This window comes from Arthrobacter sp. Y3221160 (assembly GCF_059092585.1).
Genome location: NZ_JBNHHU010000001.1, coordinates 2,340,955 through 2,353,472, shown reverse-complemented (window position 1 = coordinate 2,353,472; position 12,518 = coordinate 2,340,955). Strand labels below are relative to the sequence as shown.

Annotated in this window: 13 protein-coding genes and 3 tRNA genes; 5 read left to right on the top strand and 11 right to left on the bottom strand. The window is 68.8% G+C overall.

What is annotated here, in order from left to right:
• Window positions 1–31: 31 nt before the first annotated feature.
• Window positions 32–1,885 carry a glycoside hydrolase family 13 protein gene (locus AC5RWG_RS11035; RefSeq protein ID WP_494166905.1) on the top strand — a complete coding sequence of 618 codons (1,854 nt, stop codon included), beginning with the start codon at window positions 32–34 and terminating at the stop codon, window positions 1,883–1,885.
• On the opposite strand, the gene AC5RWG_RS11030 is transcribed toward AC5RWG_RS11035, so the two are convergent.
• From AC5RWG_RS11030 to AC5RWG_RS10985, 10 genes are all read right to left on the bottom strand, one after another.
• Window positions 1,882–2,493, bottom strand: coding sequence for a hypothetical protein (locus AC5RWG_RS11030; RefSeq protein WP_494166904.1), 612 nt, complete (start codon window positions 2,491–2,493; stop codon window positions 1,882–1,884). The genes AC5RWG_RS11035 and AC5RWG_RS11030 overlap by 4 nt on opposite strands.
• Window positions 2,490–3,104, bottom strand: a complete 615-nt coding sequence (locus AC5RWG_RS11025) for a hypothetical protein (RefSeq protein WP_494001993.1) — start codon at window positions 3,102–3,104, stop codon at window positions 2,490–2,492. The genes AC5RWG_RS11030 and AC5RWG_RS11025 overlap by 4 nt, the downstream gene beginning before the upstream one ends.
• Window positions 3,101–3,562 (bottom strand): hypothetical protein, encoded by a 462-nt coding sequence (locus AC5RWG_RS11020; protein WP_494001992.1) that lies wholly within the window; start codon window positions 3,560–3,562, stop codon window positions 3,101–3,103. Before AC5RWG_RS11020 ends, AC5RWG_RS11025 begins: the two co-directional genes overlap by 4 nt.
• Window positions 3,559–3,750: a hypothetical protein gene (locus tag AC5RWG_RS11015; protein ID WP_494001991.1), complete on the bottom strand. Its 192-nt coding sequence runs from the start codon at window positions 3,748–3,750 to the stop codon at window positions 3,559–3,561. The genes AC5RWG_RS11020 and AC5RWG_RS11015 overlap by 4 nt, the downstream gene beginning before the upstream one ends.
• 31 nt (window positions 3,751–3,781) lie before the next feature.
• Window positions 3,782–4,321, bottom strand: coding sequence for an Asp23/Gls24 family envelope stress response protein (locus tag AC5RWG_RS11010; RefSeq protein WP_494166903.1), 540 nt, complete (start codon window positions 4,319–4,321; stop codon window positions 3,782–3,784).
• Between the two features lie 47 nt (window positions 4,322–4,368).
• Window positions 4,369–4,935, bottom strand: coding sequence for a hypothetical protein (locus AC5RWG_RS11005; RefSeq protein ID WP_494166902.1), 567 nt, complete (start codon window positions 4,933–4,935; stop codon window positions 4,369–4,371).
• A 221-nt stretch (window positions 4,936–5,156) separates the two neighbouring features.
• Window positions 5,157–5,927 carry an MBL fold metallo-hydrolase gene (locus AC5RWG_RS11000; RefSeq protein ID WP_494001988.1) on the bottom strand — a complete coding sequence of 257 codons (771 nt, stop codon included), beginning with the start codon at window positions 5,925–5,927 and terminating at the stop codon, window positions 5,157–5,159.
• A 96-nt stretch (window positions 5,928–6,023) separates the two neighbouring features.
• A tRNA-Phe gene (locus tag AC5RWG_RS10995) sits at window positions 6,024–6,099 on the bottom strand.
• Between the two features lie 58 nt (window positions 6,100–6,157).
• A tRNA-Asp gene (locus tag AC5RWG_RS10990) sits at window positions 6,158–6,231 on the bottom strand.
• A gap of 85 nt (window positions 6,232–6,316) precedes the next feature.
• Window positions 6,317–6,389: transfer RNA gene (locus tag AC5RWG_RS10985), tRNA-Glu, on the bottom strand.
• 146 nt (window positions 6,390–6,535) lie between these two features.
• On the opposite strand from AC5RWG_RS10985, the gene AC5RWG_RS10980 reads away from it, so the two are divergent.
• On the top strand, window positions 6,536–6,907 hold the full coding sequence (locus AC5RWG_RS10980) for a metallopeptidase family protein (protein WP_494001987.1): 372 nt from the start codon (window positions 6,536–6,538) through the stop codon (window positions 6,905–6,907).
• Between the two features lie 385 nt (window positions 6,908–7,292).
• On the top strand, window positions 7,293–8,873 hold the full coding sequence (locus AC5RWG_RS10975; protein WP_494166901.1) for a C40 family peptidase: 1,581 nt from the start codon (window positions 7,293–7,295) through the stop codon (window positions 8,871–8,873).
• A 69-nt stretch (window positions 8,874–8,942) separates the two neighbouring features.
• On the opposite strand, the gene AC5RWG_RS10970 is transcribed toward AC5RWG_RS10975, so the two are convergent.
• Window positions 8,943–9,959, bottom strand: coding sequence for a universal stress protein (locus AC5RWG_RS10970; RefSeq protein WP_494001985.1), 1,017 nt, complete (start codon window positions 9,957–9,959; stop codon window positions 8,943–8,945).
• Between the two features lie 196 nt (window positions 9,960–10,155).
• Here AC5RWG_RS10970 and AC5RWG_RS10965 point away from each other — a divergent pair, with 196 nt between their 5' ends.
• Both AC5RWG_RS10965 and AC5RWG_RS10960 read left to right on the top strand, forming a co-directional pair.
• Window positions 10,156–10,803 carry an FAD-binding protein gene (locus AC5RWG_RS10965; RefSeq protein WP_494001984.1) on the top strand — a complete coding sequence of 216 codons (648 nt, stop codon included), beginning with the start codon at window positions 10,156–10,158 and terminating at the stop codon, window positions 10,801–10,803.
• A gap of 198 nt (window positions 10,804–11,001) precedes the next feature.
• On the top strand, window positions 11,002–12,471 hold the full coding sequence (locus AC5RWG_RS10960) for an NCS2 family permease (protein ID WP_494001983.1): 1,470 nt from the start codon (window positions 11,002–11,004) through the stop codon (window positions 12,469–12,471).
• Window positions 12,472–12,518 lie beyond the last annotated feature (47 nt).

The following is a 12,518-nucleotide window of genomic DNA, read 5'->3' as shown; positions in this document are numbered from 1 at the left end:
TGGTCCTGACCCCCCGAATCGAGGAGAGCCAATGACCGCAGCAAACGCTCCCTGGTGGCGCGACGCCGTCATCTACCAGATCTATCCGCGCTCCTTCGCCGACCACAACGGCGACGGAATGGGCGACCTGGCCGGAATCAGCGCCAAGATCCCTTACCTAAAGAACCTGGGGGTGGACGCCATCTGGCTGTCGCCCTTCTACGTCTCCCCGCAAAACGATGCCGGCTACGACGTGGCGGACTACCGCGACGTCGACCCGCTGTTCGGCAGCCTGGACGACTTTGACTCGTTGCTGGCACGCGCCCACGAGCTGGGCCTGCGGGTGATTGTCGATCTGGTGCCGAACCACACGTCCGACCGGCACGAATGGTTCGTGGACGCGCTGGCCTCCGAGGCCGGATCGCCCGAACGTGCCCGCTACATTTTCCGGGACGGCAAGGGCCCGGACGGTGACGAGCCGCCCAACAACTGGCAGTCGGTGTTCGGCGGCGATGCCTGGACCCGGATCACCGAACCCGACGGCACGCCCGGGCAGTGGTACCTGCACCTGTTCGACTCCTCGCAGCCGGACCTGAACTGGGAGAACCCCGAAGTCCGGGCCGAAATGGTCTCCGTCCTGCGGTTCTGGCTGGACCGCGGCGTGGACGGCTTCCGGATTGACGTGGCCCATGGCCTGGTCAAGGCCGAGGGCCTGCCGGATTGGGCGGCCAAGACCTCGATGGTGGCCGGCAGCGAGCGGCTCCCGGGCGACGACGCACTGCCCGACGGTGACGAAACGGCGGTCGGCCGGCCCGCGGGCGCCTCGCCCACCCCCGATGCCCGTGCGTCCGAGGAACAGGTGCTGGAACCCGCCGCGGCGGATGCCCGCGAAGCGGCGGCACAGCAGGCAGTTGCCCGGGAGGAGGAGCGCCTGCATCCGGAGACCCCGCCCTACTTCGACCAGGACGGCGTGCACGAGATCTACCGGGAATGGCACAAGGTCCTGGCCGAGTACGAAGGCGACCGCATGCTGGTCGCCGAGGCCTGGGTCGAGCCCGCCGAGCGGCTTTTTGCCTACGTCCGGCCCGACGAGATGCAGCAGGCCTTCAACTTCGACTTCCTGCTCGCCGGCTGGGATGCCCGACGGATGGCCCGCAGCATCGACGATTCGCTCGCCGCTGCATCATCGGTGGGTGCGCCAAGCACCTGGGTGCTGTCCAATCACGACACCGTCCGCCACAGCTCCCGGTACGGGTTGGCGGATCCCACCACCTACCCCAAGGGCATTGGCCCCGGCGACGAACAGCCCGATGAGGAACTCGGCCACGCGCGCGGCCGTGCCGCGGCGCTGGTGATGCTGGCGCTGCCCGGCTCCGCCTACCTCTACCAAGGCGATGAGCTGGGCCTTCCGGAGCACACCGCCCTGCCGGCCGAAGTGCGCCAGGACCCCGCGTTCTTCCGCACCGGCGGCGAAGAGCGTGGCCGCGACGGCTGCCGGGTGCCGATCCCCTGGCGCGCGGAGGCGCACGGCTACGGGTGGGGCTCCACCCAGCATGAACCGTGGCTGCCGCAACCCGAGAGCTTTGCGCGCTATGCGGTGGATCGGCAGGTGGGAGTGGCCGCTTCCACCTACGAGCTGTATCGGGCGGCGCTGCGCCTGCGGGCGGAACAGAAGCTGGGCCACGGCAGCCTGGAATGGGCCGCGGAGCATAATCCGGGATCTGGGATCCTGAGCTACCGCAACGGGACCCTGCAGGTCCTGGCCAACATGGGCAGTTCCGCCATCCGGCTGCCCGACGGCGCCTCCCTGGTGCTGGCGTCGCAGGAGGGAGCAGTCTCGGACGGGATGCTGCAGCCCAACGGGGCCGTCTGGCTTACCCCTGCCGCCGACGGGCAGTCCGGCTAGCGGACGCGGTCGGCGCGGACCAGCCGCGAGCGCGCGCCGGCCACCAGGTGGATGACCACCGGGAAGCTGACCCCGACGGTCAGGTCCAACGCCTCCACGAGGTCGGAGACTTCGTCCGCCACGGCCTGCGGGGATACCCCGAGGCGCGGAGCCACCCGAACGCGCAGGCCGCCGCCGCCCTCGTAGTCGTAGGCGGTGACCGTTGCCTGCAGGATGCTGTCGCGTTCCCGCAGCGCATCGCGCAGCGCCTGCTCGGCCACGGCGGCACTGAGCCAGACGGCGCCGGGGTCGCCCGCGCCGTCGTAGTCCGCGGCGATGGTACCGGTGCGGCCCTTGCCCTGCTGAGCGGCCCAAGCGATCATCAGCAGCACCATCAGGAGCAGCACCAGCGCCACCACGATCCATAGCCAGCTGTCCCGCTGGCCGGGCAGGGTGGTGGCGTCCAAAACCGTCCGCAGGTTGGCGCCGGCCTGCTCCGTGGCGGCCTGCCACCGGCCGGCGAGCGCGGGAACCAGCGCCAGCGCCAGCGCGGTGCCGCCGGCCAGCATGAGCAGCAGCCCCAAAAGGGTGATCAGGATGCGGTTCAATGTCCGGGGCGTTTGGTTCACTGTCCCACCACCCCCGAACTGGAAACGAACACGCGCACCTGCGGAATCGGGCTGATGCGCGCCCTGCGGACCTCGTCTTCCACCGCGGCCTGGACGGCCTCGGCATCCACCGGTTGGCCGGAGGTTGGCCGGAGCCGGACATCCACCAGCCCGCGCGAGACGACCACCAGCACCTGCTCGCGCGTCACCTGCGCCTCGATGCGCGCGCGTCGCGCCAGCGAGGCGGCGATGACCTCATCGTCCACCACCACGACGCCGCGGCGGCCGGGAATGCGGTGCCGGTGCAGGTGTCCGGGGAGCACGCCCTGCAGGAAGAAGAGCAGACCGAGGAACAGGATCAGCGCTCCGGAGGCGCCCAAGACGGTCGGCGCGACGTTTCCCGGCAGTTGGTGGATCCAGCCCGCCATCTCTTCCGGCGTGGCCAGCCACGGGCGCTGCCCGATCGCCTTCAGCGCCGCTTCGAGCAGCAGGTAGAGGCAGGCCAGCCCGACGAGGACGGCCGCGATCACCGCGGCGATGGCGCGGGAACTGCGCAGTTCCCGGCTCGCCAGGCGCTCGTCGCCCGGGCGCAAGTCAGCCGGTCCCCCGCCGGTTTTGACGTCGGTGCTCACCGGACCCGGCCTCCTTCCTGCACGCGGATGCCGGTGACCCTGATGTCCACCCGGCTCAACCTCGAACCGCTGATCCAGGAGATCCTCTCCAGGATGGCTCCCTTGGAGGCGTGCGCCCGGTCCCAGACCGATCCGCCAAAGCCGTCCACCAGGTGCGGGTCCCGCACTACCCGGTTCAGCGAGGGAATGCCGACGGGAAGGGCCAGGTACAACGCGAGGGAACCGGCATCGTCCCGCCACGTCGCACGGACCAGGGAAGGTGAAATGCCCAGCACCTCCGCCGCAACCCCCTGCGCGGTGCTGGTCAACGCCTGCGTGCTGACCCGGGTATGTCCGGCATAGTGTTGCCCGGGCGGCGCGGCGGGGAGCGACGCCGGGGGCGGCCCGTCCGGTCGCCCGGCCGGCGGTCCTTCCGGGCGGGGAGGCAATTCGTCCGCGTCCACAACGGGTTCCGTCATGAAGACGAGCGGCGTCCGGTCAGCGCATCCCGGATGCTGCGCCAGTCAAGCTTGCCCTCCGCGGCGCGGCCCAGCAACGCCCCCACCATCAGGAAGACCGCCATCAGCAGGAAGCCCCAGAAGTTAAACACCAGCGCGGCCCACGCCAGCACCGCGCCGACGCCCATGCCGACTACCGTGTAGCTCATCCTTGTTCCTCTCGCCGTCCCGAACATCCGGTTACTGGGCCGCCTGCCGCACCGGCTTCTCCGCCGGAGCCTTGGCATCCAGGCCGGGCACGTGGACGTCGTTGATCTCCACGTTCACTTCGATCACGTCCAGCCCCACCAATTGCCCGACGGCGGTGTACACCGCCGCGCGCACGGCGCCCGCCAACTCCTGCAGCGGCTTGCCGTAAACGGCCACGAGGCTGATGTCCACGGCAACCTGCGTCTGGCCGACCTCCACGTGTACGCCCTGGCCGGCGTCGCTGCCGCCCACGACATCCCGCAGCGCACTCAGCGCCCTTGCCGTGCCGCTGCCCAGCGCGTAGACCCCCGGGACGGAGCGGGCGGCGACGGCCGCGACCTTTGCCACGGCGGCTTCGGAGATGGTGGTGCGTCCGGGGGCGTCCGGGTTGCCGAGGCCTGCAGCCTGATGCGGGTCAACCGCTGCCGGCGCCGACGCCGGCGTGTCCGGGACGCCGACAGGTGCGGTTACCGGGTGTGCCCCGGGCGCTTCTCCCGCGGACGGGGCAGCCGGCCGATCCTCGTTGTGCATCTGTTCTCCCCTGACGCTGTGATGACTCTCAGGGCAAGCCTAACGCCTCATTCCCCGCAGTGTTCGGACAGCCAGTCCTTCACCGGTTGCAGGGCCCGTGCAAACCCGGCGGCGTCGAAGTGGCCGGTTGCGGACGCGTGCTCCAGCTGGGCCTCCACCCTGTCCAGGTGGTCCCCCAGCCGGGGCGGAACGTCGCGGCTGAATTCGTCCAGCTCATCCTGCAGCGCCTCCAGGTCGGAGTCCTCCACGCCGGTCATGAAGCCGAGCGGGACCAGCAGCAGCGAGGCGACGTTTGCGGCCACGGCGGCGCACGCGTGGTCCCGGCTTTTGTAGCTGCCCCAGTGAGCGGCGCCTCCGCCGGGTCCCCCGCTTCCGTCGGCGGGACCTGCCGAGTCCGACGTCGGCGCCTGGCCGGGCGGCGCCGTGGGCGTTTGATCAGGGGCGGGGGCAGGTGCGGGGGGTGTTTCTGCGGGGGCCGTCGCTTTGGTGTCGTTCGAAGCGACGGGGGCGGGCGGCGTCGTCGCTGATTCCGACGTTCGGCCCGCGTCGCTGCAGGACGTCAGCAGGACGGCGGTTGCCAGGCCGACGGCCGTCGCCTTCAAAAGGGCCTGCACGATGCTCCTCGCTCCAATCGTCCCCCTGGTCCGGTGCCTCATCAGGTGCAGGCGGCACGGGAAATCCCTTCCATGGTAGGCCAGTGAGCCTGAGTGGAAACTGGGAGCCGGGAGCGGCTGCCGCGGGACGTGGACCGGCTTGTCGGTGGTCGACTCGATGAGTTCGGCGACCAGTTCGGCGGTAGCGTCCAATGGCCGGCGGATCGGGCAGCCCGTGTCAGCTACAGGGCCAGCTTCCGCCCCGGGGTGGGGATGCGGAGCCGGTCCTCGAGGCCGGCGGCGGAGAACCGGGCGCGGAGTTCTTCGTGGCCTTCGCTGAAGTGCTTCCAGCCCTCGGCGTGGACCGGCACGACGGTGGCCGCGTCCAGTGTGCGCGCCGCCTCGACCGCGGCGTCGGCGGTGAGGGTGAGCGGGGCGTTGTCGAAGGCTCCCACCCGGGCGGCTCCGGCGAAGAGCACCGCCGTGGCGATCGGCGCGAAACGTGCCCCGACGGCGTCGACCACGTCCAGCGAGGCGTTGTCGCCGCTGATGTAAACAGTCGGGAGGTCGAACCCTGTCAGGACGAATCCGGTCACGGTGCCGGTCACCGGTTCGCATCCTTCGGGTCCGTGCCGGGCCGGGACGGCGGTGACCGTGACAGTGGGCCGATCGGCGGCCTCGAGGACTGTCCGCTCCCACGGGGCCATCCCGGTAACCGTCGTGAGCCGGTCCGCTGCCTCCAGGGTGCCGAGTACCTTGGTGTCGCCGGATTCCACCAGGCGCCGGCCGGACCTATCCAGGTTGTCCGCGTGCTGGTCATGCGAGAGGAGGATGGCGTCCACCACCGGCAGGTCTGCGACGTGGACGGCGGGCCCGGAGGTTTTCACCAGCGTTCCGGCTGTTGCCGGGTACTCGCCGGGTTCATCAAAGGTGGGGTCGGTCAGGAACATCCAGCCACCGAACTCCAGCAAGGCTGTCGGACCGCCAATGTGGGTGATTGCGGTTTCGCTCATGCACCCATGGTGCCCGACGAAGCCGGAGGTGGACAGAGCGGACGGACACGACGAAGCCCCGCATCCTGAACCAGGACTGCGGGGCTTCGTTTTTGCTGGTGGCTCCGACCGGCGTCGATCCGGTGACCTTTCGATTTTCAGTCGAACGCTCTACCAACTGAGCTACAGAGCCGTGGCAACATCTTGCGATGATCACCGATGGCGTTCCGAAATCGCTCCGGAAACCAAAGCGACCCTGACGGGACTTGAACCCGCGACCTCCGCCGTGACAGGGCGGCGCGCTAACCAACTGCGCTACAGGGCCTTGCATTTTTTACGAGACTCAATCCTACCAGCCTTTCGAAGCGGTTCTGACCACTCCAGCGGGCTGCCATTCATGACGTCTCGCGTACCCCCAACGGGATTCGAACCCGTGCCGCCGCCGTGAAAGGGCGGTGTCCTAGGCCGCTAGACGATGGGGGCCAGGACCACTTGGGATTCATTTCCCCGCTGTGGACCTATAAAACTATAGGGCCTGCTCCGGGAAAAACCAAAACCGGCCGACGAGGCCTGCCGCGGCCTCCACCCGGGCGCTTTCGAGGCCGCAGCCCGCGGGTAAAGTCGGCTGTATGCCGATGGAGATGTCCCTGCCGGAATTCGAGGACGCGGTAAACGACGCGATCGACCAAATCCCGGAAGACATCATGCGCGAGATGACCAACGTGGGCATCTTCGTCGAAGAGGAATACACCCCGCAGCCCTGGGAAGACCCCGAGACGGAACTGCTGGGCGTCTACGAAGGCACGCCGCTCACCGAGAGGGACCACTGGTGGGCCGCCGGGTCCATGCCGGACCGCATCGTCGTCTTCCGCGGCCCCCTCCAGCGGATGTGCTCCTCCCGCGAAGAATTGGTCCACGAGGTCCTGGTGACCGTGATCCACGAGGTCGCCCACCACTTCGGCATCGACGACGCCCGCCTGCACGAACTGGGCTGGGGCTGACCCCCGCCTCGCCCGTTCGGGACACACTTGGCGGCCACATAAAGCAGGACCCATTGCCCGCGGGACAAAAGGCTCGTTGGCTGAAGCCGGCACAGCGGGCCCACGCAGGCACGGCTCGCGGCCGCACGCTTCAACTGCCCTGAACCACCTCGTGACACGCCGGTTCCTCGCCAATGCTGTTCAAATGACACTGGTGTTGTTTATGTTATTAGTGGGACAAATGTTGCAACTGTGACTGATGTTGCATATCCTCAACGTGCTGTGTGAATGCAGTTCGGTCTAGTTGGGGTGCCACCCGTTCGCACATTTGACCGTTCCGGCCCCAAGGCCGGCCGTCCCGAAAGGGCGCGTGCATTTACCGCGCTCCTAGTAAGGACCCGTTCGGATGAGGCTGCTTCCCTCGGGGCGTCCCGCCCCGCATCGATCGACGACGCCGCGGCGCGCCGTCGCGCTCTTCTCGGCTACCGCCCTCTTAATCTGCGTTTCGGCCCTGGCGCCGGCCGTCGCCGCACCGGCCGGACAGTTGCCGCAGGTGACATCGCAGCGGATCATCCTGCCGGCGGCGCCCACGCTGCCTTCCGGCGAGGAGATCGACGACGCCAAGGGCGATGCAGCGGCCACCCAGGCCCTGGTGGACCGGATCGAGGAGCAGCTCAAGGCGGCTTCGGGAAACCTTGCCAACGCGCAGTTCGATTCCATGCGTTCCCAGAACGCCTACAGCGAGTCCCTGCTGAAGCAGCAGGAGCGAACCGCTGAACTCGCCGACGCCAAGGCCAAGGCGTCGCAGGCCGCGCAGTACTTCGAGGCGGTCAAGAACCAGGTGGGACAGCTGGCCGGTGAACTCTACCGGAACGGCGGCGTCAACCCCGGCCTCAGCTCGCTGCTGGACAGCAACGACGCCGGCGACGTGCTGTACAAGGCCTCCACGCTCGATGCGCTGACGGCCAACCGCTCGCAAACCCTGAGCGAATCCCAGCAGGCCGCCCAGCTGTGGGCAGCCTGGGAGCTCTATGTCACCCAGGCCGAAGAGGCCGCCCGGGATGCGGCAGTAGCCGCGGAGGCGGCGGAGTCGGACGCGAAGGCTGCCAGCGCCGCGCAGGAGCAGCTCGTGGTCCGCTACGAGGAACAGCGGCAGGCGCTGCTGGAACATCTGGCCGAACTGCGCGGAACCAGCACCGGTGAAGAGGACGCACGCATCACCGCGCTGGAGCGCGCCGAGCAGGATCGACAGCTCCAGGCCCTGGTCGAGCAGTCGGCACAGGAGGCCGCCGCCGCCCAGCGGCCCGCCGGTGGCAGTTCAAACCCGCAGGGCTCCACGGTTGCAGCGGCCAGTGAAGACATCACGCCGGCCCGCCCTGCAGCGCCGCCGGCAACCTCCCGCCCGGCCGCACCGTCGACCCCGCCGGCAACCTCCCGCCCGGCCGCACCCTCAACCCCGCCACCGGCGTCACGGCCCTCGACGCCCACGCCGTCCCGGCCCTCGACGCCCGCCCCGGCCCCGCCCCCGCCGCCGGCCCCGCAACCGGCCCCGAAGCCCAAGCCGGATCCGGCACCGCCGGCACCGGCACCGGCCCCCGGCAGCAACGCGGGCATCGCCAACGCTGCCATCAACTTCGCGATGGCCAAGCAGGCGAACAACAAGAGCTTCTACGATTGGGGCGGCAGCGGCCCGTGGGGCTACGACTGCTCGGGACTGACGCAGGCGGCCTTTGGCAGCGCCGGTCGCTACCTGCCCCGCGTGGCGCAGGACCAGCTCGACTCCGCGCCGCACAAGGTGCCGCTTTCCCAGCTTCAGCCCGGCGACCTGGTCTTCTGGGGCGAGCCGAATGCCATCTGGCACGTGGCGATCTACATCGGCAACTGGCAGGTAGTCCACGCACTGAACCCGGACGTCGGCTTGACCGTCACGAATATCAGCCACATGTACGGCAAGCTGCACACGGTCGGCGCCCGCTGGGCCGTCTAGCCTGCACTGCTTAAAAGGGGCGGGCCCGGAACCTTTGAGGTTCCGGGCCCGCCCTTCTGCTACCTGCGGTTATTCGGCGTCGGGCAGGGGGCCGAAGTTGCGGCGGTCGTCCAGGCGAGGGTCATGCTTGTCCGGCACCACCATGACGGGGCCCTTGGCATGGTGCAGCACGCCCTGGCTGGTGGAGCCGAGCAGCATGCCGGCGAAGCCGCCGCGGCCGCGGGTACCAACCACCAGCAGTTCGGCGGTGCGTGACGCCTCGATCAACAGTTCTACCGGGGAGCCGTCCTGCACTTCACCGGTGACGCGCAGATCGGGGAAGTGGCTCTTGAGCCACGCCACGCCGGCGTCGAGCTGCTCACGGATATCCGCATAGAGCGCCTCACGGTCGAGCGGTGCCGGCACCCACGCCAGCGAGCCGGTGAACGGCGGCATGGCGCAGATGACCTTCAGCGGATAGCCGAGCCGCTCGGCCTGCTCCGCGGCGACCAGGGTGGCGTTGCGGGCCTGCTCGGAACCATCGACCCCGACCACGACGACCTTCTGGACGTCCTCGGGGCGGATCGCCTGGTCCTTGGACCGGGGAAGCTCGATGTCCAGGTCGCCGAGGCGCGGCGCGCAGGCCAGCGGAATCGTCACCGTCGGACAGGAAGCGTGGGCCGGGACGGCGCTGCTCACGGAGCCCAGCAACCGGCCCATGAAACCACCGCGGCCGCGCGTACCGACCACGACCAGCTCGGCCTGTTCCGAGAGCTCCAGCAGCACCCCGGCGGCGTCGCCGGTTTCCACCCGCGCATCGATGTCCAGGCCGTAACCGGTAACTTTGGACACCGCCTGCTCGAGCACGGCTTCGGCGCCTTCGCGGATCACCGAATCGTCCAGGGTGGCATAGCCGGCGTCCATGCTGGAGGCAGCGAAGACCGGAACGGTGTAGGCGGTCACGACGTGCAGCGGGGTTCTGCGCCGTTGCGCCTCCTCCGCAGCCCAAACCAACGCGCAGATGCTCTGATCGGAGCCGTCAACTCCGACGACAATGCCGCGGGGTGCCGCGCCCTGTCCGGCGTCTGAACCTGTGGCTTCTGTCATTCGTTCCGCCTCCCTCAACGTCGCACGGGCATCCTCGCCCGCTACCCTCAGCTTACTCTGCAACAAAGCGCTTCTCAGTGGCCGAAAAGTTATGTAGGCTTCGATGAAAATTGTGTTGAATAACAGTTTCACAATGCGTGTGCGGGCGGTCCGTTCGCCGCCCGAGGTTCTCGCTACCGTACAAGGAGTCCGTGCAGTGAGTGGCGTTTCCGTACCAGAAGTGCCTACCGAATACACCACCACGGTGGTCATCGGTTCCGGGCTGCCCGGACTAGCCGTGGCGAGCGAGCTCAGCCGCCAGGGCGTGTCGTCGATCGTCGTTGAGGGGTTGCTCCCCCAGCCGGCCGACCAAGGACGCAGGTCCCCGCTGGCGGACTCGACGCACCGGAGCGAGCGCAACGACCTGCTGCGGCTGCTCCAGGCGTACGCCGCCAGCCATGCGCTGGACATCCGCCACAGCACCCATGTCTGCGGTGTCACCAAGACGTCGGAGAAAACAGCGTCGGCGGCACCGGCGGAGGCGTCCAGGCCGACGGCTGCCTCTGTGGCCCACGCACCCGCGATGAGCAGGGACAAGAACCAGAAGTGGGTCATCCGCACCGAAAACGGCTTGCTGGTCGCCGATTCCGTCGTGCTGACGGGCTGCGCGCAGAACCAGATGCGCCGGCTGCTCCGGAGCCTGGGCATCGCGGCCGGCGAAAACCTCGCCTCCGTCCTGAAAGCGATCGGCCTCTACCTGGTCGGCGTGGCGGATCTGCTGGCGCCGAGCACACGGGAGATCATCCGGCAGGCGAAGGTGGCCGGCAGCGCCATCGCTTCCACCTCCCGGCCGGCCGTCGCCTGACGCCGGGCGGGCTGGAAAACAGCGGCACCATACGGTCGCCGCTAGACGCGGGGCGGGCGGGAAAACAGCGGCGCCTTCGCTCGTCGCCTGACGCCGGGCAGGCTGGAAACAGCGGCACCGTACGCCGCCGCGTGCCGCAGGGGCTAGAATTTTGGGGAAATCCCTGACCATACCACTTACCTGTGGAGGACATCCCCCATGCCCCAAAAGGGAGCAGTAGCCGCCAAGACTTCGGTGCTCGACCGCTATTTCGAGATCACCAAGCGCGGCTCCAACTATTCGCGCGAAATCCGCGGCGGCCTGGCCACGTTCTTCGCGATGAGCTACATCGTGGTGCTGAACCCGCTGGTCCTGGGCGGCGCCGATTCAACCGGCGCCATGCTCGGCGCCGAACGCGTCGCGGCGGTCACGGCCCTCGTGGCCGGAGTGCTGACGATTGTGATGGGGGCGTGGGCCAAGTACCCGTTCGCCCTCGCCACGGGCCTGGGCGTCAACGCCTTCATCGCCATCACCGTTGCGACCAACCCGGGCCTGACCTGGCCAGACGTGATGGGCCTGGTGATCCTCTCCGGCATCACCATGCTGATCCTGGTCCTGACCGGTTTCCGGACCGCGGTGTTCAATGCCGTGCCGCAAAGCCTCAAGACCGCCATCGTGGTGGGAATCGGCATGTTCATTGCCCTGATCGGCCTGGTCAATGCCGGCTTCATCCGCCGCATTCCGGACGCGGCGGGCACCACCGTTCCGGTGGGGCTCGGGTTCGACGGCGTGCTGCTGGGCTGGCCGATCCTCGTCTTCGTCGTCGGCCTCATCCTGACGATCGCCCTGGTGGTCAAGAAGGTCAAGGGCGGCATCCTGATCGGCGTCATCGCCGCCACCGTGCTCGCGGTGGTCATCGAAGCGGTGGCCGACGTCGGGCCGTCGATGGGTCCCGACGGCCCCAATCCGCTGGGATGGTCCCTGGTGGTGCCCGAGCTGCCGAGCGGCAGCTGGGTGGGGCTGCCCGACCTCAGCCTGATCGGCCAGGCCAGCCTCTTCGGCGCCTTCGGGACGCTGGGCGTCACCGCCGCTTCCCTGCTGGCGTTTGCGATCCTGCTGAGCATCTTCTTCGACGCCATGGGCACCATGGTCGGCCTGGCCAACGAGGCCGGGCTGACGGACAAAGAGGGCAACATCCCGAACGTCGACCGCGTCCTGATGGTCGACGCCGTAGGCGCCATCGCCGGCGGCGCGGGATCCGTCTCGTCCAACCAGATCTACGTCGAGTCCGGCGCCGGGATCGGCGAGGGCGCGCGCACCGGCCTGGCCAACGTTGTCACCGGCCTGCTGTTCCTGATCGCCATGTTCTTCACGCCGCTGATTTCGCTGGTTCCGTTCGAGGCGGTGGCGCCGGCGCTCGTCGTCGTCGGTTTCATGATGGTGTCGCAGGTGGGCAAGATCGACTGGTCCGACTGGGGCGTGGCCATCCCCGCCTTCCTGACCTTTACGCTCATGCCCTTCACGTATTCCATCGCCAACGGCCTGGGCGCGGGCTTTATCGCCTACGTGCTGGTGCGCACGTTCCAAGGCCGGGCCAAGGACATCCACCCGCTGATGTGGGCGGTGGCCGCGGCCTTCGTGCTCTTCTTCGGCATGGGCCCGGTCGAGCAGCTCATCGGCTTCCGCTGACCCCAGGTCCGCCGAGGCGAAAGGGACCGGTACCGCCCGCAACGGGT